17 protein-coding genes and 1 riboswitch are annotated in these 19,512 nt (G+C 65.1%); of the genes, 4 read left to right on the top strand and 13 right to left on the bottom strand.

Annotated elements, in window-relative coordinates; translation table 11 throughout:
• Nucleotides 1-2 precede the first annotated feature (2 nt).
• Entirely contained in the window at nucleotides 3-1,217 is a 1,215-nt protein-coding gene (serB, locus tag ACQ4N9_RS03680) for a phosphoserine phosphatase SerB (protein WP_390965897.1), read from the top strand.
• Between the two features lie 90 nt (nucleotides 1,218-1,307).
• On the opposite strand, the gene ACQ4N9_RS03675 is transcribed toward serB, so the two are convergent.
• From ACQ4N9_RS03675 to ACQ4N9_RS03635, 9 genes are all read right to left on the bottom strand, one after another.
• A complete protein-coding gene (locus tag ACQ4N9_RS03675; RefSeq protein ID WP_110996462.1) occupies nucleotides 1,308-2,018 on the bottom strand; it encodes a PqiC family protein in 711 nt (236 codons plus the stop codon).
• Nucleotides 2,019-2,193: 175 nt separating this feature from the next.
• Nucleotides 2,194-4,452, bottom strand: a complete 2,259-nt coding sequence (gene parC / locus ACQ4N9_RS03670) for a DNA topoisomerase IV subunit A (protein ID WP_258643407.1) — start codon at nucleotides 4,450-4,452, stop codon at nucleotides 2,194-2,196.
• 10 nt (nucleotides 4,453-4,462) lie between these two features.
• A complete protein-coding gene (locus tag ACQ4N9_RS03665; RefSeq protein WP_125860677.1) occupies nucleotides 4,463-4,981 on the bottom strand; it encodes a retropepsin-like aspartic protease family protein in 519 nt (172 codons plus the stop codon).
• A complete protein-coding gene (locus ACQ4N9_RS03660) occupies nucleotides 4,978-5,964 on the bottom strand; it encodes an esterase-like activity of phytase family protein (protein WP_390965894.1) in 987 nt (328 codons plus the stop codon). Before ACQ4N9_RS03660 ends, ACQ4N9_RS03665 begins: the two co-directional genes overlap by 4 nt.
• Complete coding sequence (gene parE, locus ACQ4N9_RS03655) at nucleotides 5,961-7,865, bottom strand: DNA topoisomerase IV subunit B (RefSeq protein WP_110996466.1); 1,905 nt, start codon at nucleotides 7,863-7,865, stop codon at nucleotides 5,961-5,963. The genes ACQ4N9_RS03660 and parE overlap by 4 nt, the downstream gene beginning before the upstream one ends.
• 35 nt (nucleotides 7,866-7,900) lie before the next feature.
• The gene (locus ACQ4N9_RS03650; RefSeq protein ID WP_390965891.1) at nucleotides 7,901-8,509 is read right to left on the bottom strand and encodes a YqiA/YcfP family alpha/beta fold hydrolase; all 609 of its coding nucleotides are present in this window, start codon (nucleotides 8,507-8,509) and stop codon (nucleotides 7,901-7,903) included.
• 253 nt (nucleotides 8,510-8,762) lie between these two features.
• Entirely contained in the window at nucleotides 8,763-9,566 is an 804-nt protein-coding gene (gene cpdA / locus ACQ4N9_RS03645) for a 3',5'-cyclic-AMP phosphodiesterase (protein WP_390965888.1), read from the bottom strand.
• Between the two features lie 85 nt (nucleotides 9,567-9,651).
• A complete protein-coding gene (locus ACQ4N9_RS03640; RefSeq protein WP_110996469.1) occupies nucleotides 9,652-10,104 on the bottom strand; it encodes a DUF1249 domain-containing protein in 453 nt (150 codons plus the stop codon).
• On the bottom strand, nucleotides 10,095-10,712 hold the full coding sequence (locus tag ACQ4N9_RS03635) for an NUDIX domain-containing protein (RefSeq protein WP_390965886.1): 618 nt from the start codon (nucleotides 10,710-10,712) through the stop codon (nucleotides 10,095-10,097). The genes ACQ4N9_RS03640 and ACQ4N9_RS03635 overlap by 10 nt, the downstream gene beginning before the upstream one ends.
• Before the next feature lie 185 nt (nucleotides 10,713-10,897).
• Between ACQ4N9_RS03635 and ACQ4N9_RS03630 the strand changes: the two genes are divergently transcribed.
• Nucleotides 10,898-11,644, top strand: coding sequence for an RsiV family protein (locus ACQ4N9_RS03630; RefSeq protein ID WP_110996471.1), 747 nt, complete (start codon nucleotides 10,898-10,900; stop codon nucleotides 11,642-11,644).
• Here the strand turns inward: ACQ4N9_RS03630 and cytX are convergent.
• Both cytX and thiC read right to left on the bottom strand, forming a co-directional pair.
• Nucleotides 11,613-12,896, bottom strand: coding sequence for a putative hydroxymethylpyrimidine transporter CytX (gene cytX, locus ACQ4N9_RS03625; protein WP_390965884.1), 1,284 nt, complete (start codon nucleotides 12,894-12,896; stop codon nucleotides 11,613-11,615). The genes ACQ4N9_RS03630 and cytX overlap by 32 nt on opposite strands.
• Nucleotides 12,897-13,033: 137 nt before the next feature.
• Nucleotides 13,034-14,914 (bottom strand): phosphomethylpyrimidine synthase ThiC, encoded by a 1,881-nt coding sequence (thiC, locus tag ACQ4N9_RS03620; RefSeq protein WP_390965882.1) that lies wholly within the window; start codon nucleotides 14,912-14,914, stop codon nucleotides 13,034-13,036.
• A 157-nt stretch (nucleotides 14,915-15,071) separates the two neighbouring features.
• Nucleotides 15,072-15,178, bottom strand: a riboswitch (TPP riboswitch).
• Nucleotides 15,179-15,338: 160 nt separating this feature from the next.
• Between thiC and ACQ4N9_RS03615 the strand changes: the two genes are divergently transcribed.
• The gene (locus ACQ4N9_RS03615; protein WP_125465779.1) at nucleotides 15,339-16,772 is read left to right on the top strand and encodes a TolC family outer membrane protein; all 1,434 of its coding nucleotides are present in this window, start codon (nucleotides 15,339-15,341) and stop codon (nucleotides 16,770-16,772) included.
• Between the two features lie 114 nt (nucleotides 16,773-16,886).
• On the opposite strand, the gene waaA is transcribed toward ACQ4N9_RS03615, so the two are convergent.
• Entirely contained in the window at nucleotides 16,887-18,158 is a 1,272-nt protein-coding gene (waaA, locus tag ACQ4N9_RS03610; protein ID WP_390965880.1) for a lipid IV(A) 3-deoxy-D-manno-octulosonic acid transferase, read from the bottom strand.
• Between the two features lie 11 nt (nucleotides 18,159-18,169).
• A complete protein-coding gene (locus ACQ4N9_RS03605; RefSeq protein ID WP_125860690.1) occupies nucleotides 18,170-19,060 on the bottom strand; it encodes a LysR family transcriptional regulator in 891 nt (296 codons plus the stop codon).
• Between the two features lie 90 nt (nucleotides 19,061-19,150).
• Between ACQ4N9_RS03605 and ACQ4N9_RS03600 the strand changes: the two genes are divergently transcribed.
• Nucleotides 19,151-19,483, top strand: coding sequence for a DMT family transporter (locus ACQ4N9_RS03600; protein WP_011535981.1), 333 nt, complete (start codon nucleotides 19,151-19,153; stop codon nucleotides 19,481-19,483).
• Nucleotides 19,484-19,512 lie beyond the last annotated feature (29 nt).

The raw sequence follows: 19,512 nt of genomic DNA, 5'->3' as shown, positions 1-19,512 counted from the left end.
TCTTGCGCGAAATCGTCCTGATCAACATCACTGGTGAAGACCGTCCAGGTCTTACCGCTGCCATCACCGGCGTCCTGCTCCAGGGCGGTGTGAACATCCTCGACATCGGTTTGGCGGTGATGCACGGCACGCTGTCGTTCGGCATCCTGGTCGACATTCCCGACAACGAGGTCGCCACCGGGCTGCTGCAAAGCGTGCAATCGAAGGCCCACGAGCTGAACCTGCAAGCACGTTACACGCCGATCTCCGAAGCCGATTACCAGCACTGGGCCGACAGCCAGGGCGAGGCGCGCCATATCATCACCCTGCTCAGCCGCCGGGTCACCCCGGAGCAGTTGCAGCGGGTCAGCGCGATCATCAGCCAGTACGGTCTGACCATCGAACGCATCGAGCGCCTGTCCGCCCGTGTGGCGCTGGATGCCGATGCCGATAACGGCAAGGCCGCGCTGGAGATTTCCGCGCGTGGCGAACCAACCGATGCCCAGGCCCTGCGTGCCGATTTCTTTGCCCTGTGCGAAGCACTGAACATCGACATCGCCTTCCAGCGCGACGACCTGTTCCGCCGCAACCGCCGCCTGGCCGTGTTCGACATGGACTCCACGCTGATCGAGGCCGAAGTGATCGACGAGCTGGCCAAGGCCGCTGGCGTGGGCGAGCAAGTGGCGGAGATCACTGAGCGTGCCATGCGTGGCGAGCTGGATTTTCGCGCCAGCTTCAAGGAGCGCATGGCGCTGCTCAAGGGCCTGGACGTTGGCGTACTCGAGCAGATCGGCGCGTCGCTGCGCTTGACCGAGGGTGCCGAACACCTGTTCGCCGAACTCAAGCGCCTGGGCTACAAGACCGCCATTCTTTCCGGTGGCTTCACCTACTTCGCCAAGCAGGTGCAGGCACGCCTGGGCATCGACTACGTGTTTGCCAACGAGCTGGAAGTGGTCGATGGCAAAGTCACCGGCGTGGCCGTCGAGCCGATCGTCGACGCCCAGCGCAAGGCTGAGCTGCTGCAACAACTGGCCAATCAGGAAGGGCTGCAGCTGGAGCAGACCATCGCCGTGGGCGATGGCGCCAACGACCTGCCAATGCTGTCGCTGGCCGGGCTGGGTGTGGCGTTCCGCGCCAAGCCGCTGGTGCGCCAGTCGGCCAAGCAGGCAATCTCCACGCTGGGCCTGGATGGCGTGCTGTACCTGCTGGGCCTGCGCGATCGCGACGCGCGCAGCTGATGATTGGCTGAACCTCTTCGCCGGCGTGCCGGCGAAGACCGAGGCAATAAAAAAGCCCGCATCGCTGCGGGCTTTTTCATGTCTGGCGGATCAGAACCGATAGACTTCCATATCGGTGCGGATCGGTGAAGCCATCGGGATCTTCGACTTCTCCGGTTCCTTCTTCACCTGTACCGGCGCCGCCTGCTTGCGGGGCGCTTCCTCGGCGATGGCCGGCTGGTTGGCCAATGGTTTGACCGTGTTGCTGAGCTGCTCGGCGAGCTTCTGCAACAACTGCCCCTGGGCCTGCACCTGGGCCGATTCGCTGCCTTGGTGCGGCTGCTCAAGGTGAACGATGCGGTTGTCGCGCACCTGGCCACGACGGTCCAGTACACGCCATTGCGCATCCAGGATCGCCGGCTGGTTCTTGCCCGAATCCAGGCGGGTGATGGTCAGCAGCACCTGCACGTCCGGGGTGAAACCGGCACTGGCGGGCGCCAGCACCACGCGCTGGCTGTCCAGGCGCCATGCCAGTTGGCGCACCAGCAACTGATCGATGTCCGACGAAAGGCTACCGGCCCAGCGCCCGTCGGTCGCCGCAGTCAGGCTGCCGTCGGTCTGGCGCTGCAGGAAGGTTTCGCGTTGCAGGTAGTCGGCCACCGAAACAGGGCCAAGCACCACCGCCATGCCCGCCGCCTGCGAAGGCTGGCCAGGGTCACCGCTGTCGAGCTGATACAAGGCGACCGGCTGATGCATGCTGCATCCGCTCAGGCCCAGCAGCCCAGTCATCAACAGCGCAAATGGAAGGCGCAGAAATTTCATTCATCCCATCCAGGCGGTCGCCTCAAGACTGACCGCAGTGATACTCACGTAAATTCATCCGGGCACTCGGCCACGCCGGCGCCACAAGTGCACTATCATCCGCGAAATAGCGGCCCGACTCCAGCATTTCCGCCTGCAACGGCGCCGAAAGCGCCGCTGCAGACGTGCTACCCGCTTATGCCGGGGTTTCCACCAGCAGTGCATCGACACGCTGGAAACCACGTGGCAATTTGCTACCACGGCGACCGCGCTCACCCTTGTAATGCTCGAGGTCGTCCGGTTTCAGAGACAGGGTACGCTTGCCAGCCTGCAAAACAAGGGTCGCCCCCTCGCTGACCACCGCAAGATCGGTGACATATTCTTCACGGCTGGCCACCCGGTCGCCCGGCACGCCGATGATCTTGTTGCCCTTGCCCTTGCCCAGCTGCGGCAGGTCGGCGACCTTGAACACCAGCAGGCGCCCTTCGGTGGTCACTGCCGCCAGCCAATCCTGCTCGCGGTCGGCCACCGGGCGCGGGGTCATGACCTTGGCACCGTTTGGCAGGCTCAGCAGGCCCTTGCCGGCCTTGTTCTTGGCCTGCAGGTCTTCACCCTTGACCACGAAGCCGTAGCCGGCGTCGGACGCCACCACGTACAGGGCATCGTCGTCCGGCAGCAGCACGCACTCGAAGGTAGCGCCCGGCGGCGGCGTCAGGCGGCCGGTCAACGGCTCGCCCTGGCCACGGGCGGACGGCAGGCTGTGGGCAGCCACCGAGTAGCTGCGCCCGGTGGAGTCGATCAATACGGCAAACTGGTTGGAGCGCCCGGCGGCAGCGGCCTTGAAGCCATCGCCGGCCTTGTACGAAAGCCCCGTGGCATCGATGTCGTGGCCCTTGGCGCAGCGCACCCAGCCCTTCTCCGACAGCACCACGGTGACCGGCTCGGTCGGCATCAGCTCGTTTTCCGACAGGGCCTTGGCTTCGGCCCGCTCGACGATCGGCGAGCGACGATCGTCGCCGTAGGTTTCGGCATCTTCGATCAGTTCACTGCGTACCAGCTTGCGCAGCTTGGCATCGCTGCCCAGCAGCGTGGTCAGGCGCTTCTGCTCCTTGAGCAGGTCGTCGGTTTCGCCACGGATCTTCATCTCCTCCAGGCGCGCCAACTGACGCAGGCGCGTTTCGAGGATGTAGTCGGCCTGGATCTCGGTCAGCTCGAAACGCTCGATCAGCGCCTGCTTCGGGTGCTCTTCGGTGCGGATGATGTGGATCACTTCATCCAGATTGAGGAACGCCTTGAGCAAGCCTTCCAACAGGTGCAGGCGGCGCTCGACCTTGTCCAGGCGGTGCTGCAGGCGGCGGCGAACGGTACCGATGCGGAACTCCAGCCACTCCAGCAACAATGCCCGCAGGCTCTTGAGCTGCGGACGGCCGTCGAGGCCGATGATATTGACGTTGACCCGGTAGGTGCTCTCAAGGTCGGTGGTGGCGAACAGGTGCTGCATCAGCTCGGCGGCGTCGACGCGGTTGGAGCGCGGGATGATGACGATGCGGCAGGGGTTCTCGTGGTCCGACTCGTCGCGCAGGTCAGCGACCATCGGCAGTTTCTTGGCCTGCATCTGCGCGGCGATCTGCTCCAGCACCTTGGCCCCGGAGACCTGGTGCGGCAGCGCGGTGACGACGATATCGCCGTCTTCGACGCGGTACACCGCACGCATGCGGATCGAGCCCTTGCCGCTCTCGTACATCTTGAGGATGTCGGCGCGTGGGGTGACGATCTCGGCCTCGGTCGGGTAGTCCGGCCCCTGGATGTGTTCGCACAGCTGCTCAAGCGTGGCCTTGGGCTCGTCGAGCAGGCGTACGCAGGCACTGGCCACTTCGCGCAGGTTGTGCGGCGGCACATCGGTGGCCATGCCCACGGCGATGCCGGTGGTACCGTTGAGCAGGATATTCGGCAGGCGCGCCGGCAATACCGCCGGCTCCTGCAGGGTGCCGTCGAAGTTCGGCACCCAGTCGGCCGTGCCCTGGCCCAGCTCGCTGAGCAGCACTTCGGAGTAACGCGACAGGCGCGCCTCGGTGTAACGCATGGCGGCGAACGACTTCGGATCGTCCGGCGCACCCCAGTTACCTTGGCCGTCGACCAGGGTGTAGCGGTAGCTGAACGGCTGGGCCATCAGCACCATGGCTTCGTAGCAGGCCGAATCGCCGTGGGGGTGGAACTTGCCGAGCACGTCGCCGACGGTACGCGCCGACTTCTTGTGCTTGGAATCGGCATCGAGCCCCAACTCGCTCATGGCATAGACGATACGGCGCTGCACCGGTTTGAGGCCGTCGCCGATGTGCGGCAGCGCGCGGTCCATGATCACGTACATGGAGTAGTTGAGGTAGGCCTGTTCGGTGAAGTCAGCCAGGGAACGGCGTTCGACACCGTCCAGGCTGAGTTCGAGTGAGTCGCTCATGCGGGCCTCGTCATTTCAGGTTCTGGCGCAGCAGCATGGTGCCGCCGCGCTGGGTAAATTCAAGTTGTTTGAGGGCGCTCATACCCAGCAGCACGGCCTGGCCGTCGAGACCGGGCACCACCAGGGCGCGCACGTCGCGCAGGTGGATATCGCCCAGCAGCAGGCTGTCGATACGGGTGCGGTAACCTTCCGTGCGGCCATTGGCGGTGCTCAGCGTCACGGGTGCACCACGGGCCAGATCGAGGTCACGGGCCAGCGCCTCGGGGATGGCCACGTCGGTGGCCCCGGTGTCGAGCATGAAATGCACCACCCGGCCATTGATCGCGCCATCGGCGACAAAATGCCCCTGGCCGTTGCTCAGCAGGCGCACTTCGACGAAACCATCGCCCTGGGTGCTCTGCACTTCGCTGTTCGGGTTTTCCTGGCGCGCTTCCCACTCGCCGAAAAAACGCGTGGCAAGGAACATCGCCGCCGCCCAGGCCAGCACCATCAGCACCCTGCCCGCACGTTTGCCCGGTGCCTGGCTCATGGTTTGCCGCTCCAGCCGCCCTGTGGCGCGGCGAAGCGCCAGACGATCGGCCGCACTTCACCATCGGCGCGCACGCCATTGTTGTTGTCCACGCCAATCCAGGCGCCGTCCTTGTCGATCACCAGCGCTTCGGCAAGGCCGTAGGGTTGATCGTACTGACGGGGCGCCAGCAACGCGTCGGCGGCAAACGACCAGCAGCGCTCGACCGCGCCGCTGTCGGCATCCCGCCGGCAAATGCGGTAGGCATTGCGCTCCAGGGTGAACAGCTTGCCGTCGAACAGCGCCAGGTCGGCGAAGTCCCGCGACAGCGCGCGTGCCCCCGGGAACTGGGCTGGCTGCATCTCGACGCCGGCCTCGCTGAACATCACGCAACTGCGCCCGCAGGCCCATACCGATTGCTGGCGCTGCACCGAAAGCAGGCCACGGCGCTCGCGCTCGGCGGCCAGCCACAGGCGGTCGCCCGCCGGATTGACCGCCAGGCCTTCGAACAACGCATTGAAGTGCAGCAGCATGCCGCTGGCACGGGCCTGGCGGACCATCGACTGATCAATTTTCAACCAGTTCGGTTCACCCGAGGCTGGCAATTGCAGCACCGCCGCGTGCGCTTCGCTGACGACATAGAAGTTACCGGCCTGATCACAGGCGATCCCTTCGAAATCCAGCGCCCCGCCACGGATGAACGATGCGGCCCAGTTGCGCGACTTCAGCCCCCACGGCAGGCCGGTGTCCGGCGCCGCGGGCGGGGTAAACACCAGCGCTTCGGCGCGCCAGGTGCTATCGCCCTGGTCGAGGCGATAGATGCGGTCATCGTCGCGGTCGGACACCGCCCACAACGCCCCGCGGCACACCGCCAGGCCGGACAGGTTACCGCCACGCATGCCGTCGACCGGGTGCTCGCGGGTGAGCTTGAGCTCCGGCCAGTCCTGCGCCAGGGCCGGCAACATCGACAACGCCAGGCAAAGTGCCAGGAGCGGACGAATCAAACCAGGACCTCGGCCAGGTTGCCTTTGGTCTCCAGCCAGTTCTTGCGGTCACCGGCGCGCTTCTTGGCCAGCAGCATGTCCATGATCTCGGTGGTACCCGCCAGGTCGTCGAGCGTGAGCTGGACCAGGCGCCGGGTGTTCGGGTCCATGGTGGTTTCGCGCAGCTGCGGCGGGTTCATCTCGCCCAGCCCCTTGAATCGGGTGACCTGCGGCTTGCCGCGCTTCTTCTCGGCGACCAGGCGATCAAGGATGCCATCACGCTCGGCTTCGTCGAGGGCGTAGTAGATCTCTTTGCCCAAGTCGATGCGGTACAGCGGTGGCATGGCCACGTAGACGTGACCGGCCTCGACCAGCGGGCGGAAATGCTGGACGAACAGCGCGCACAGCAAGGTGGCGATGTGCAGGCCGTCGGAGTCGGCGTCGGCAAGAATGCAGATCTTGCCGTAACGCAGTTGGGTCAGGTCGGTGGCACCCGGATCGACGCCGATGGCCACGGCGATGTTGTGCACTTCCTGGCTGGCCAGCACTTCACCGCCATCGACCTCCCAGGTGTTGAGGATCTTGCCGCGCAGCGGCAGGATCGCCTGGAACTCTTTGTCCCGTGCCTGCTTGGCCGAACCACCGGCGGAGTCACCCTCGACCAGGAACAGCTCGGCGCGCATCGGGTCTTGGCCTGCGCAGTCAGCCAGCTTGCCCGGCAGCGCCGGCCCCTGGGTGACGCGCTTGCGCTCGACCTTCTTGCTCGCCTTCAGGCGGCGGCCGGCATTGCTGATGGCAAGCTCGGCCAGTTGCATGCCCAGCTCGGGGTGGGCGTTGAGCCACAGGCTGAACGCGTCCTTGACCACGCCAGAGACGAACGCCGCCGCCTCGCGGGACGACAGGCGCTCCTTGGTCTGGCCGGAGAATTGCGGCTCCTGCATCTTCATCGACAAGACGAAGCTGATGCGCTCCCAGACGTCCTCCGGGGCCAGCTTGACCCCACGCGGCAGCAGGTTGCGGAACTCGCAGAACTCGCGCATGGCATCCAGCAGGCCCTGGCGCAGGCCGTTGACGTGGGTGCCGCCTTGCGCGGTGGGGATCAGGTTGACGTAGCTTTCCTGGATGCTGTCGCCGCCCTCCGGCAGCCACAGCAGGGCCCAGTCGACCGCTTCCTTGTTACCGGCCAGGCTGCCGCAGAACGGCTCGTCGGGCAGGCGCAGGTATTCGCTGACCGAGTCGACCAGGTAGGAACGCAGGCCGTCCTCGTAGTGCCACTCGACCTTCTCGCCGGTGCCTTTGTCTTCGAAGCTGATCGACAGCCCCGGGCACAGCACGGCCTTGGCCTTGAGCACATGCTTGAGGCGGCTGATGGAGAACTTGGGCGAGTCGAAGTACTTGGGATCAGGCGTGAAGTACACGCTGGTGCCGGTGTTGCGCTTGCCGACGGTGCCGACCACCTCCAGCTCGCTGGCCTTGAAGCCGTCGGCAAAGGTCATCTGGTACTCGTTGCCATCGCGCTTCACACGCACCCGCACCTGGGTGGACAGGGCGTTGACCACCGAAATACCGACGCCGTGCAAACCGCCGGAGAACTGGTAGTTCTTGTTGGAGAACTTGCCGCCGGCATGCAGCTTGGTGAGGATCAGTTCGACACCGGACACGCCCTCTTCGGGGTGGATGTCCACCGGCATGCCGCGGCCGTCGTCGCACACTTCCAGCGAGTGGTCGGCGTGCAGGATCACCTGCACCGAACGGGCGTGGCCAGCCAGGGCTTCGTCGACACTGTTGTCGATGACTTCCTGGGCCAGGTGGTTCGGCCGGCTGGTGTCGGTGTACATGCCCGGGCGTTTGCGGACCGGGTCAAGGCCCGAGAGGACTTCGATGGCGTCTGCGTTATAGGCGCTAGCGCTGGGATTGGCCATGGGGTCTCGTCGTCAGTCAGGTGAATGCAAAAAGCTCAAAGTACAGAAAAGTCCAACGCCGCATACTGCCCACGGGCAATACCGGCAAAGCTCAGCAGCGCCGGGAGCTGTTCGGCGAAGCCTTGGAAGCTGTGGTCGCCGCCGGCCTGGATGCGCAGGGCACAGGCTCGGTAATAGCGCTCGGCCTGGCGATAGTCCAGTGTTTCATCGGCGGTCTGCAACCACACTTGATAGCGGCTGGCATCCAGCGGGGCAGGCACTTCCAGCTCGGCCAGGGCCTGCACATGGTCGTGGGTCAGCTCCCAGGCTTCGTCGGTATACAGGTTGCGCTGGGTGCCGAGATAACCATCGAACAACCGGTGCGGGGCGACCGCCGGGTTGATCAGCAGGGCCTTGAGGCCGTGGCGCTCGGCCAAGTGGGTGGCATAGTAGCCGCCCAGCGAGCTGCCGACCAGCAAGGGCGCGCCGAGCTCGCCGATAGCCGCCTCCAGCTGCGCGATGGCCTGGCGCGGGTGGTGATGCAGAGCTGGGACGCGCAGTTGGTCAGTGAGGCCGATCTGCTGCATGACCGCCTCGAGTTGGCGGGCCTTCTTCGACAGCGGCGAGCTGTTGAAGCCATGGATATAAAGGATGGAACCCGACATGCTGCCCCCGGACGCAAAGACGCGCAGTGTAGCCTGTTCGAGGAGCATTGGTTCAGTGCAGGGATTTTCGCAACACATTCTTCAAAATGCGCGCTGCGGCTTGCATGGAAAAATCATCAGCCTGTGATTCAACACGGACACTGTGGGAGCGGCTTTAGCCGCGAACACCGGCAAAGCCGGTGCCATCCACCGCGTCGCTTGCTTCGCGGCTAAAGCCGCTCCCACAGGATTGGCCCCCATCTCCCGCTTGGACTCAGTAGCCTGGGCTGTCGAAATCCAGCTTCACCACAAAATCCCGCGCCCGCTCCACCCCGGTCTCCACCCGCCCGTCGGCATGCAAACGCAACCAGCGATACCCCGGCTGCTCTTCACTCACCTGGAAGTCCTCGCTGCCCGGCGCGAACTGAATGCAGGTCGAGGGCGTGGCCAGCAAGCGCACACCCTCGCGCACCTGGTCCCATTCCTGGTGAACATGCCCCCAGAGCAGCGCTTTCACCTGTGGATAACGTTTTACTAGCAGCAGAAGCTGGTCAGCATTGCGCAACCCGATCGGCGCCATCCACGCACAACCGATATCCACCGGCTGGTGGTGGCAGCACACCAGGCAATGACGCTCACCGGCATCGGCCAACGCCTGATCCAGCGTGGCCAGCTGGTCTTCAGCCAGCAGCCCGAACGTGGCACCGACCACCGCCGAATCGAGCATCACGATGCGCCAGGCGCCGATATCGGTCACCGCCGTGATCAGCTCCGGCGCCACCTTGGCCATTACCTGGGCTTCGTCATGATTGCCCGGCAACCAGCGTGCCGGCGCACCGAACCCGGCGGTCAGCTCGCGGAATGCTTCATAGGAGGCCACACTGGCATCCTGGGACAGGTCCCCCGTGCACAGCAAAAGGTCTATGCGCGGCTGCTCCCAGCGCACCTGCGTCACCACATGTTCAAGGCTGTCGCGGGTATTGAGCCCCAGCAGCGTCCCAGCGGGATCGGCGAACAGATGGGCATCGGTCAGTTGCACCACATGAACGGGTGACTCTGCGAAAAGTGCTTGCGGCAACGGCCGTCTCCTCGAACGGATTCAGCACGGATTATGGCGATGGATCGCTTTGGAGCAAATACTCGAAGCCGACGGGCGTCACATTTCAGCGCACGGTCGCCAGTTCGTGACCACAGGCCAGGCAGTGGCTGAGCCATTCGCCGAGGAACAGGTTGAGCTGGGCCTTCTCGTCGGGCTGGTGCATCGCCGTGTTGGGGTACGGGTAGATGCTGTGCAGGCGGCGGGTATGCTCGGCGCTGACCACTTCGGCCATCCGCGCGTCGTGATACACCTGCACCTCGAGCTCAGGCACCGGCAACCACGGCAGGCTGTGTTCCTGACGCACCCGCAGGGTGGTGGTATAGGGGCAGGCCAACAGCACTTCGAGCACCAGCACACCGAGCATCTGATCGCCCTGGGTCATGCCGATGCGCCGCGAGCTTTGCGTGGTGCGCATCTCCGGCAGCAGGCGCATCAGGCGGGCGTAGTTGGCCTCACAGGCCGTCTGCAGCCCGACCAGGTCGACTCGATAGCGCTCGCGCAGCAGGTTCACTTCCACATACCTCGTACTTCGTCACGGTTGAGCGCCAGCCATTGCAGGCCGATGATCGCCGCGGCATTGCAGATGCGCCCGTCGCGCACCGCCTGCAACGCATCCTCGAACGCCCACACCCGCACGCGGATATCCTCGCTTTCTTCTTCCAGGCCATGCAGGCCACCGGCCCCTTCACTGACGCAACGGCCGAGGAACAGATGAACGTACTCATCGCTGCCGCCCGGGGACGGGAAGTAGCAGGTCATCGGCCACAGCGCGCTGAAGGTAAGGCCAGCTTCTTCATCGGCCTCGCGATGGGCGACTTCTTCCGGCTGTTCGTCCTTGTCGATCAGGCCGGCCACCATCTCGATCAGCCACGGATTGGCCACCTTGCCTATGGCGCCCACCCGGAACTGCTCGATCAGCACGACTTCGTCGCGCTGCGGATCGTAGGGCAGCACGCAGACCGCGTCATGGCGCACGAACAGCTCGCGGGTGAACTCACGGCTCATGCCCCCGGCGAACAGTTCATGGCGCAGGTGCAGCTTGTCGAGCTTGTAGAAGCCCTTGAACAACTGCTCGCGCTTCGCGATCTCGATCTGGCTGGGCACCGAATTCAACGTGTCCGTCATGCAAACTCCTTATTACCTCGTTTACCGCATCGCGCAATCCTACTCTGCGCGCCGCCCGGTTTCATCCCTTTGTGGCGACCGTTCGGGCACTCGGGACAGGCGCTACGCTCTCTGTTAGCTTAGTGGCGAACTGAAGGCCGCGCAGGCGGTCCAAGGCCGATCATCACCGTTGTGCAAGGATCATCATGACGCTAGTCAAACTGACTTCCGTGGCCGTGCTGGCAGTCGCCCTGAGCGCCTGCCAGAGCCTGTTCACGCCCAACTACCGGGCACCGCTCGAGGTCAAGCGCGACGCCTGGGAGCATGTAAAACCCGGCTGCAGCGAAAGCGACTGCCCGCTGGTGAACATCGACACCGTGCACTTCCCGGCACTGCCCAAGCTCGACGCCATCGTCGAAAAACGCCTGCTGCAACTGACCGAGGACAACCAGCGCGGCACCCCGCCAGCCTCGCTGCAGGCCTATGAGCAGCAGTACCTGGCCCGCGCCGACAAGCGCAACAGCAGCTACCTGCAAGCCAAGGTACGCGAGCAGCATGACGGGCTGGTGATCGTCGAGCTGTCCAGCTACCTCGACAGCGGCGGCGCCCACGGCATGCCCGGGCGCGGCTTCATCAACTACTCGCGCAAGCTGGACAAGGTGCTGACCCTGGACGACATGCTGGTGCCCGGCCAGAAAGAGACCTTCTGGAAGACCGTCGAGGAGTCCCACCGCGCCTGGCAGATCAGCACCGGCGTGGACAAGGACCCCGAGTTCGTCAAGACCTGGCCGTTCAAGCAGTCGCCGCACATTGCCCTGACCTACGGCGCGGTGATCGTGAAATACGAGGTTTATGCCATCGCGCCCTACTCCATGGGCCACGTCGAGCTGAAAATCCCCTACCCGCGCCTCAACGGCGTGATCAGGCCTGAGCTGTTTCCCGGCCGCGGCTGATCGACAGCAACCCGTGCAGCACCCCTGCCAGCAGCAGTGCCGGCAGGGTCGCCCCTAGCTCCGGCGCCTCATTGGCCATGACATGGTAAGCCGCCACGCCCACCGCCCAGGCCAGCAGCGCTTGCCAATGCAGCCCGTCGACCAGCGCCGGCAGGCGCCGACGGCGGACCACGAAGTGGTCCACCAGCACCACGCCGAACAGCGGCGCGAACACCGAGCCGATCAACAGCAGGAAGTTCTGGTACTGGGCCAAGGGCGCCAACAGTGCGATCAGGGTGCACAGCACGCCGATGGCCAGCGCCAGGTGCTCGACCTTCATTTTCACCAGCAGGCCGGTTGAAACCGCTGCCGAGTGAATATCGGCAAAGGCGTTCTCCGACTCGTCGAGCAAGATCAGCAACAGCGGAATGCCCAGCCCGGCGCCAGCCAGGGCCAGCAGCAGTGCATTCACCTCGCCGCTCGGGGCGAAGGCCAGGGTGTAGGCCACGCCCAGGCTCATCAGCCAGGCATTGCCAATGAAGAAGCCCAGCGCGGTACCGCCGAACACCCGGCTGGCGCGCTTGCCGAAACGCGAATAGTCGGCGATCAACGGCAGCCACGACAGCGGCATGGCGATGACGATATCGAAGCCCAGCGCCAGCGACAGCGACCCGTCACCAGGGCGGCGCCACAGTTCGGCCAGGTCCGCCTTGGCGAACAGGTTCCAGGTCAGCCACAGGCAAGCGCCGAGCAGCAGCCAGATCCCCCACTTGCGCAGCACCTTGCGCACGAACGCCAAGGGCCCGCTGACCGCCAGCAAGGTGGCCAGGGCGCCAAAGCACAAGGTCCACAGCAGCGGGCTGTTCCAGCCACTGTCCTCGCCGAAGGTTCGCGCGCCCAGCAGGCTCGCGGCATCGCGCATGACGATGATCTCGAACGAGCCCCAGCCCACCAGTTGCAGCAGGTTGAGCAGCGCCGGCAGGCGCGCGCCGTGGCGGCCCAGCGACAGGCGCAGGGTGGCCATGGCCGACAGCCCGGTGTCGCTGCCGATCACCCCGGCCGCCGCCAGCAGCAACACGCCCACCGCCGTGCCCAGGGTGATCGCCAGGATCGACCCGGCCAGGCCCAGGCCCGTGGCCAGCAGCCCGCCGACCTGCAGGACCATCAGGCCGATGCCGAGGGAGAACCACAGCGAGAACAGGTCGCGGGCGCCGAACTGGCGGTGATGGAGGGGGACCGGGTGGTCGGGGGAGAAGTGGCTGGGTGTGGTCATGCTCGCGGCGCTCGGCAAAAGGATTGGGTTGCTCCAATCGCTGGCAAGCCAGCTCCCACAAGGGCCTGATGCGGTCCCTGTGGGAGCTGGCTTGCCAGCGATGCGGTGCGCGAAGCGCACCGCCGTGGATCTGTGGATCAGACCTTCTGGTACAGCTGGCTGCCTTCCTGGCGGAACCGCTCGGCCTGCTCGCGCATGCCCTGCTCGGCCGTCACATCGACGGCGTCGATCTTCGCGGCATACTCACGCACTTCCTGGGTGATCTTCATCGAGCAGAACTTCGGCCCGCACATCGAGCAGAAGTGCGCAACCTTGGCCGACTCCTTGGGCAGCGTCTCGTCGTGGAACGAGCGCGCGGTGTCCGGGTCCAGGCCGAGGTTGAACTGGTCTTCCCAGCGGAACTCGAAGCGTGCCTTGGACAGCGCGTTGTCGCGGATCTGCGCGCCCGGGTGGCCCTTGGCAAGGTCGGCGGCATGGGCGGCGATCTTGTAGGTGATGATGCCGGTCTTGACGTCATCCTTGTTCGGCAGGCCCAGATGCTCCTTGGGCGTGACGTAGCAAAGCATGGCGCAACCGAACCAGCCGATCATCGCCGCACCGATGCCCGAAGTGATGTGGTCGTAGCCCGGTGCGATGTCGGTGGTCAGCGGGCCGAGGGTGTAGAACGGCGCCTCGTCGCAGCACTCCAGCTGCTTGTCCATGTTCTCCTTGATCAGCTGCATCGGCACGTGGCCCGGGCCTTCGATCATGCACTGCACATCGTGCTTCCAGGCGATCTTGGTCAGCTCGCCAAGGGTTTCCAGCTCACCGAACTGGGCGGCGTCGTTGGCGTCGGCGATCGAGCCCGGGCGCAGGCCGTCGCCCAGCGAGAAGCTGACGTCGTAGGCCTTCATGATTTCGCAGATCTCGTCGAAGTGCGTGTACAGGAAGTTCTCTTTGTGGTGCGCCAGGCACCACTTGGCCATGATCGAGCCGCCGCGGCTGACGATGCCGGTAACCCGCTTGGCGGTCAGCGGCACGTAGCGCAGCAAGACGCCGGCGTGGATGGTGAAGTAGTCCACGCCCTGCTCGGCCTGCTCGATCAGGGTGTCGCGGAACAGCTCCCAGGTCAGGTCTTCGGCAACGCCATTGACCTTTTCCAGGGCCTGGTAGATCGGCACGGTGCCGATCGGTACCGGCGAGTTGCGGATGATCCACTCGCGGGTTTCGTGAATGTGCTTGCCGGTGGACAGGTCCATGACCGTGTCCGAACCCCAGCGGATGCCCCAGGTCAGCTTGGCCACTTCTTCCTCGATCGAGGAGCCCAGGGCGCTGTTGCCGATGTTGCCGTTGATCTTCACCAGGAAGTTGCGGCCGATGATCATCGGCTCGAGTTCGGTGTGGTTGATGTTGGCCGGGATGATCGCGCGGCCACGAGCGATTTCTTCGCGGACGAACTCGGGGGTGATCTCTTTCGGGATGTTGGCACCGAAGCTGTGGCCGGCGTGCTGCTGGCTCAACAGGCCGGCGGCGCGGGCTTCCTGCAGCTTCATGTTCTCGCGGATGGCAACGTATTCCATCTCGGCGGTGATGATGCCCTGGCGGGCGTAGTGCATCTGCGAAACGTTGGCGCCGGGCTTGGCGCGGCGCGGGTTGCGCACATGGGCAAAGCGCAGCTTGGTCAGCTCGGCATCGTTCAGGCGCTGCTGGCCGAAGTTGGAGCTCAGGCCTTCCAGGCGCTCGGTGTCGCCACGGGCGTCGATCCACGCCGAGCGCACATCGCCCAGGCCCTTGCGCACGTCGATGACGACGTTGGGGTCGGTGTACGGGCCGGAAGTGTCATACACCAGCACCGGGGCGTTCTTTTCGCCGCCAAAGTCGGTGGGGGTGTCGTGCAGGCTGATTTCACGCATGGGCACGCGGATGTCGGGGCGCGAACCTTCGACGTAGACCTTGCGCGAATTGGGCAGGGGTTGTACGGACTGTTGGTCGACTTGGGCCGACTCGCTCAGGCTGATAATTTTTTCTTGTTTGCTCATCACAGGCTCTCCAGACAGCTTCCTAGCGGGCGGAATGTCGGGGTGAACCTGAAAGGCGCGGACGCACTCGTGGTGACGAGTGCAGTGCCGGATATGGGGTGCCATGAGCTGCATGCAGCTGTGACGATCCCGGACCTGGCACAAGAGGCTCCCGGGAAGTGAGAGCAATCTTGTTCCCTACGCAGGCGCTAACCTGATCAGGTTCAACGGGATCCGCAACTTTGCGATCTCAGCCTTTGCATCAAGGCACCCCGACAAGAACCTGCGCAGTCTAAGCTGGAGTGGTCGGCAAAGCCAAGCAGGTATTTGGGGGCATGACAAATGGCACAAACAGTGGATTGTTGATGCCTGCGCGTGGCACTACACTGGCGCACCGCTCGATACCCGACAGTACAGTAATTAAATCTTGATCAAGGATTGCCCTATGCTGCGCAAACTCTCACTGGCGATTGCCGTGTCTTGTGCGACCCACGGAGTGGCGTGGGCAGTGGATACGCCGACCACGGTCAAGACCGACCTGGTCAGCGTCTACCAGGAAGCGGTCGACAACAACGCCGACCTGGCCGCCGCCCGCGCCGACTACGGCGCCCGCCGCGAAGTGGTGCCGCAAGCCCGCGCCGGCCTGCTGCCCAACCTGTCGGCCGGTGCCGAAATGATGAACACCCGCACCAAGATCGACGACCCGTCGATCACCTCCAACCGCAGCGGCAATTCCTGGAGCGCCACCCTGGCCCAGCCGATTTTCCGCGCCGATCGCTGGTTCCAGCTGCAAGCCGCCGAAGCCGTCAACGAGCAGGCCGCGCTGGAGCTGTCGGCCACCGAGCAGAACCTGATCCTGCAAACCGCTGAGAACTACTTCAGCGTGCTGCGTGCCCAGGACAACCTGGCCTCGACCAAAGCCGAGGAAGCCGCGTTCAAGCGCCAGCTGGACCAGTCCAACGAGCGTTTCGACGTCGGCCTCTCGGACAAGACCGACGTGCTGCAATCCCAGGCCAGCTACGACACCGCCCGGGCCAACCGGATCATCGCCGAGCGCCAGGTGCAGGACGCCTTCGAAGCACTGATCACCCTGACCAACCGCCAGTACAGCTCGATCCAGGGCGTGGTCCACACCCTGCCGATACAGGTGCCGACCCCCAACGACGCCAAGGCCTGGGTCGAAACCGCCGGGCGCCAGAACCTCAACCTGCTGGCCACCAACCACGCGGTCGATGCCGCCGAAGAGACCCTGCGCCAGCGCAAGGCCGGCCACGCGCCGACCCTCGATGCGGTGGCCAAGTACCAGAAGGGCGACAACGACAGCCTCGGTTTCACCAACCCCTCGCAGAACGGCATCCGTTACGGCGGCGATGTGGAGCAGACCAGCGTCGGCCTGCAGTTGAACATTCCGATCTACAGCGGCGGGCTGACCAGCTCGCAGGTGCGCGAGGCCTACCAGCGCCTGAGCCAGAGCGAGCAGCAGCGCGAGAGCCTGCGCCGCCAGGTGGTGGAGAACACCCGCAACCTGCACCGCGCGGTGAACACCGACGTGGAGCAGGTGCAGGCGCGCAAGCAGTCGATCATCTCCAACCAGAGTGCGCTGGAAGCCACCGAAATCGGCTACCAGGTGGGTACCCGCAACATCGTCGACGTGCTGGATGCCCAACGCCAGCTGTACACCTCGGTGCGCGACTACAACAACAGCCGCTACGACTACATCCTCGACAACCTGCGCCTGAAGCAGGCGGCGGGGACATTGAGCCCGCAGGATCTGCAGGACCTGGGGCGGTACCTGAAGGCCGACTACAACCCGGACAAGGACTTCCTGCCACCGGACCTGGCGGCGGCGGCGGCGAAGAACTTCGAACGCAGGCCTTGATATCGGCGCAGGCCTCTTCGCGGGTAAACCCGCTCCCACAGGTACACCACTGGCCTTGAGCCTTGTGATGTACCTGTGGGAGCGGGTTTACCCGCGAAGAGGCCAGTGAGCATGTCAGCGAATGAACTGCCCCAACCCATCCAGCAACCGCTGCAACGCCCCCTGATTGGCCTGCATCACCGCCCTGCCCGCCTCGCCCATGCGTCGGGCATCCTGGGGCAGCTCGACCAAGCGCCGCACTTCCCCGGCCAGCCCCTCGGCATCGTCCACCTGCTGCAACGCCCCCGCCTCACGCAGCATCGCGCTGATCTCGAGGAAGTTGAACACATGCGGCCCCATCAGCACCGGCAACGCCAGCGCCGCGGGCTCCAGCGGGTTGTGCCCGCCAGTGGCCACCAGGCTGCCACCGACAAAGGCGATGTCGGCCAGGGCATAGAGGAACAGCAACTCGCCCATGGTGTCGCCCAGCAGCACCTGGGTCTGGGCCTGAACCGCCTCCCTGGTGGAACGGCGCACCGTGGCGAACCCGGCGCTGCACAGGGCATGTACCGCATTGAAGCGCTCGGGGTGGCGCGGCACCAGGATCAGCAGCGCATCGCCGTGCACCTGGAGCAGTTGCCGATGCGCCTCGAGGATCAGCGCGTCCTCGCCGTCATGGGTGCTGGCGGCGATCCACACCGGGCGCTGCGCCGCCCCCCATTGCTCGCGCAACGCCCGGGCGCGGGGCAGCAGTTGCTCATCGATCTTCAGGTCGAACTTGATCGACCCCGTCACCTGCACGCATTCGCTGCGTGCGCCAAGGCTGCGAAAGCGCTCGGCCTCGGTCTCGGTCTGCACGGCGATCAGGCTCATTTCCTCCAGCATCGGCCGGGTCAGCCCGGCGAAGCGACCGTAGCCCCGGGCCGAACGCGCAGACAACCGCGCATTGGCCAACGCCACCGGGATGCCGCGCTTGGCACACTGGTGGATATGGTTCGGCCACAGCTCGGTTTCCATGATGATGCCCAGCTTCGGGCGCACATGGTCGAGGAAGCGCCCGGCCGCCCATGGCAGGTCATAGGGCAGGTAGCAGTGCTGCACCCGCGGCTCGCCCTCGAACATCGCGCGGATGCGCTCCGAACCGGTCGGGGTCATGCAGGTCAGGGTGATCGGCAGGTCCGGGTACTGCTTGAGCAGCGCGCGAACCAAGGGCGCGGCGGCGATGCTCTCGCCCACCGACACCGCATGCACCCAGATCCCGCCCTGCTTCAGCGGCGGTAGCTTGCAGGCGAAGCGCTCATTGATGCGCGCACGGTACGCCGGCGCCTTGCGCCCGCGCAGGAACAGGCGCAGCGCGACCAGCGGCAGGCCCAGGTGAAACAGCAGGGAGTAGAGGGTTCTGTTCATGGCGGCGGAGTTTACCCGATCGCACGCAGGTGCACGGCAAAACGCTCGGCCAGCCATTGCGCCGCCGGCCCCAGCGGCTCGTCACGGCGCCAGGCCAGCTCGGCCACCAGCGCGGGCGGGCGCCACTCGCTGTCCAGCTCGACCATCTGTGCCTGGTAGGTGGGGTACTGCACCACGTGGCGCGGCAACCAGGCCCAACCCAGGCCGCGCATCAGCAACTCGGCCATGGCGTAGAAGCTGTCGGCACGCCAGACCTGCGGGCTGATCGCCTCGCCGCCCGGATAACCGCTCTGCTGTGGGGTGATCAGCAACTGGCGATGACGCGCCAGTTGCTGACGGCTGACCTTGCCCTGCCCTGCCAACGGGTGGCCGATGGCGCACACAGTGACCATCTCAACGCTGCCCAGGGCGCGCCGCTCCAGCGAGGAGGGAATGCTCTCGTGGTGGAAGAACAGGCCCAGGTCGGCACGTCGCTCCACCAGCTTGCGCGCCACATCGCCCTGGGCGCCGCTGGCCAGCTGCACTTCCAGGAAGGGGTAGTGGGCGGCCAGTTCGTCGAGGCTGTCGATCACCGGTTGATAGGGCATCGCCTCATCCTGGGCCACCCGCAGCAAGGCTTCCTGGCCGCGCATCAGGGCCAGCGCCCGGCCATCCAGGCGTTCGCACTGGCGCAGCAGTTCACGGGCATCCTCCAGCAAGGCCGCGCCGCTTTCGGTCAGGCGCGGCTGGCGGCCACTGCTGCGCTCGAACAGGGTCACGCCCAGGTCCGTCTCAAGCAGGGCAATGGCCGTGCTCACCGCCGACTGCGCCTTGCGCTGCTCACGCGCCACGGCGGAGAACGAGCGCAGTTCGGCAGTGCGCACGAACAGGCGCAGTTGCTCCAGGTTCCAGTGTTCGGTCATGGCCAACCTATCTCCATTACAGATAGGTAATGACTTTACCCCATCCCAGCTTCCCCTAGAATGCCCGACCAGCAACGGAGGAACCGAACCATGAATGCCTATACCTATCTCGCCATCGCCATCTGCGCCGAAGTCATCGCCACTGCTTCCATGAAAGCGGTCAAGGGCTTGAGCACGCCGCTGCCGCTGCTGCTGATGATCTGTGGCTATGGCGTGGCGTTCTGGATGCTCACCCTGGTGGTGCGCAGCATCCCGGTGGGCATCGCCTACGCCATCTGGTCGGGGCTGGGCATCGTGCTGATCAGCGTCGCCGCGCTGGTGATCTATGGGCAGAAGCTGGATGTGCCGGCAATGTTGGGCATGGCCATGATCGTCGGCGGGGTGGTGGTGATCCAGGTGTTTTCCAACACCGCCGGGCATTGATCCACAAGGCACCTGTGCCTGGCGAGGGC

The organism is Pseudomonas sp. ES1 (assembly GCF_050586605.1).
In the GTDB taxonomy this organism is placed as follows: Bacteria; Pseudomonadota; Gammaproteobacteria; order Pseudomonadales; family Pseudomonadaceae; genus Aquipseudomonas; species Aquipseudomonas sichuanensis.
The sequence above is the reverse complement of the archived record's forward strand: the minus strand, read 5'-3'. Positions and strand labels throughout refer to the sequence as shown.

Coding starts and splice junctions, on each gene's coding strand:
- ACQ4N9_RS03615 (WP_125465779.1), top strand. CDS start 15,339: ATGCTGCGCAAACTCTCACTGGCGATTGCCGTGTCTTGTGCGACCCAC.
- ACQ4N9_RS03675 (WP_110996462.1), bottom strand. CDS start 2,018: ATGAAATTTCTGCGCCTTCCATTTGCGCTGTTGATGACTGGGCTGCTG.
- thiC (WP_390965882.1), bottom strand. CDS start 14,914: ATGAGCAAACAAGAAAAAATTATCAGCCTGAGCGAGTCGGCCCAAGTC.
- ACQ4N9_RS03650 (WP_390965891.1), bottom strand. CDS start 8,509: ATGTCGGGTTCCATCCTTTATATCCATGGCTTCAACAGCTCGCCGCTG.
- ACQ4N9_RS03665 (WP_125860677.1), bottom strand. CDS start 4,981: ATGAGCCAGGCACCGGGCAAACGTGCGGGCAGGGTGCTGATGGTGCTG.
- ACQ4N9_RS03630 (WP_110996471.1), top strand. CDS start 10,898: ATGACGCTAGTCAAACTGACTTCCGTGGCCGTGCTGGCAGTCGCCCTG.
- waaA (WP_390965880.1), bottom strand. CDS start 18,158: ATGAACAGAACCCTCTACTCCCTGCTGTTTCACCTGGGCCTGCCGCTG.
- cytX (WP_390965884.1), bottom strand. CDS start 12,896: ATGACCACACCCAGCCACTTCTCCCCCGACCACCCGGTCCCCCTCCAT.
- parC (WP_258643407.1), bottom strand. CDS start 4,452: ATGAGCGACTCACTCGAACTCAGCCTGGACGGTGTCGAACGCCGTTCC.
- parE (WP_110996466.1), bottom strand. CDS start 7,865: ATGGCCAATCCCAGCGCTAGCGCCTATAACGCAGACGCCATCGAAGTC.
- ACQ4N9_RS03605 (WP_125860690.1), bottom strand. CDS start 19,060: ATGACCGAACACTGGAACCTGGAGCAACTGCGCCTGTTCGTGCGCACT.
- ACQ4N9_RS03635 (WP_390965886.1), bottom strand. CDS start 10,712: ATGACGGACACGTTGAATTCGGTGCCCAGCCAGATCGAGATCGCGAAG.
- ACQ4N9_RS03600 (WP_011535981.1), top strand. CDS start 19,151: ATGAATGCCTATACCTATCTCGCCATCGCCATCTGCGCCGAAGTCATC.